This is a genomic window from Halomonas sp. 3A7M (genome assembly GCF_014897875.1).
GTDB lineage: Bacteria > Pseudomonadota > Gammaproteobacteria > Pseudomonadales > Halomonadaceae > Vreelandella.
Genome location: NZ_JABUZD010000157.1, coordinates 1 through 1,556, shown reverse-complemented (window position 1 = coordinate 1,556; position 1,556 = coordinate 1). Strand labels below are relative to the sequence as shown.

Here is a 1,556-nt window from a genome sequence, read left to right as displayed (position 1 = left end):
CGTTCTACCGTTTTCGCATGCCTTTAGCGGGAATCCAGTGTGGTGTAAGCATCCGGGCAGGGCGAGGTTTGAAAACATCTCTAAACCTGTCTCGCATTTCACAATATTTTAATGGTTTGATTTTATCGAAAAGCGCGTAATACTCCATCCAAGCGACTGCATTGGGTGGAGATGAATAGCGCGGCGTCCGCTAGGGTGCCCTATACCTTGCAACCTTACATAAATCTACCTAATCTGTAGGGTATGAAAACCGAACGCGCCTACCAATACCGCTTCTATCCCACGCCCGAGTAGGCAACCTTGCTGGTGCGGACGTTTGGGTGTGTGCGGTTTGTCTGGAACGCGGTGCTGCGCTATCGCACCGATGCGTTCTATCAGCGTCAGGAAAAAATCGGCTACAACGATGCCAGCGCGTTTCTCACGCAGCTAAAAAAGCAGCCGGATACCGCTTTTCTGGCCGAGGTCAGTTCGGTGCCATTGCAGCAATGCTTGCGCCACCAACAAACCGCTTTCAAGAATTTCTTTGCCAAGCGGGCGCGGTATCCCAACTTTAAACCAAAAAGCACCGCCAGTCGGCGACGTTTGCCAGTTCAGCGTTTTCATACCGTGACGGTCAGATCACGCTCGCCAAGTGCCGCGAGCCGTTGAACATACGCTGGAGCCGCGAGCTACCGTCAGCGCCTAGCACCGTGACCGTGTCCAAGGACGCAGCAGGTCGGTATTTCATCAGCTGTCTATGCAAAGTAGACACTGAGGCGCTGCCGATCACGCCTAACATGATCGGTATCGACCTGGGACTAAAAGACCTGTTCGTGACCAGTGAGGGTCAGCGGGTCAACAATCCGCGTCATACGGCACGCTATGAGAGGAAACTGGCACGGGCACAGCGGCAATTAAGCCGTAAGCAAAAAGGCTCCAACAACCGCGCCAAGGCACGGTTAAAGGTCGCTCGCTGTCACGCCAAGATCGCTGACACGCGCCGTGACCACCTGCATAAACTCACCCGCCAGATCGTTAACGAGAACCAAGTGATCGCAGCGGAGAGTTTGCAGGTTAAGAACATGGTCAAAAATCGCCACCTATCAAAAGCCATCAGTGATGTTGGCTGGGGGGAGTTGGTGCGCCAGCTGGACTACAAAGCGGCGTGGGCCGGACGCCAGTTCGTCCAGATCGACCGTTTTTACCCCAGCAGCAAACGCTGCTATTGCTGTGGATTTGTCATGGAATCGCTACCGCTCACTGTTCGCACTTGGGATTGTCCAGGCTGTGGCATCGAAGGCATTGACCGTGACCTCAACGCCGCCCGCAACATTCTGCAAGCAGGCACCGCGCTATTAGCCGGTGCCGAGCGTTGAAGTAACTGCCGAGGGGCACTCGGGAATCGACGCCTGTGGAGTTTGTGTAAGACCGGCAGTGCCAAGGCATTGAAGGCGACGGACAACGAAGCAGGAACCAGGAAGGCAACAACCTGGGAATCCGCCACTACAATCTCTGATTTAGTGGTCGGAGGGTGTCAGTGCGCCGGGCATGGCGCACATCTATAGGGTGAAAGTCCC

Annotated in this window: 1 pseudogene; it reads left to right on the top strand. The window is 54.9% G+C overall.

Annotation, left to right across the window (positions count from 1 at the left end):
* Nucleotides 1-300: 300 nt before the first annotated feature.
* Nucleotides 301-1,355: pseudogene (locus INT19_RS13750) on the top strand (RNA-guided endonuclease InsQ/TnpB family protein).
* Nucleotides 1,356-1,556 lie beyond the last annotated feature (201 nt).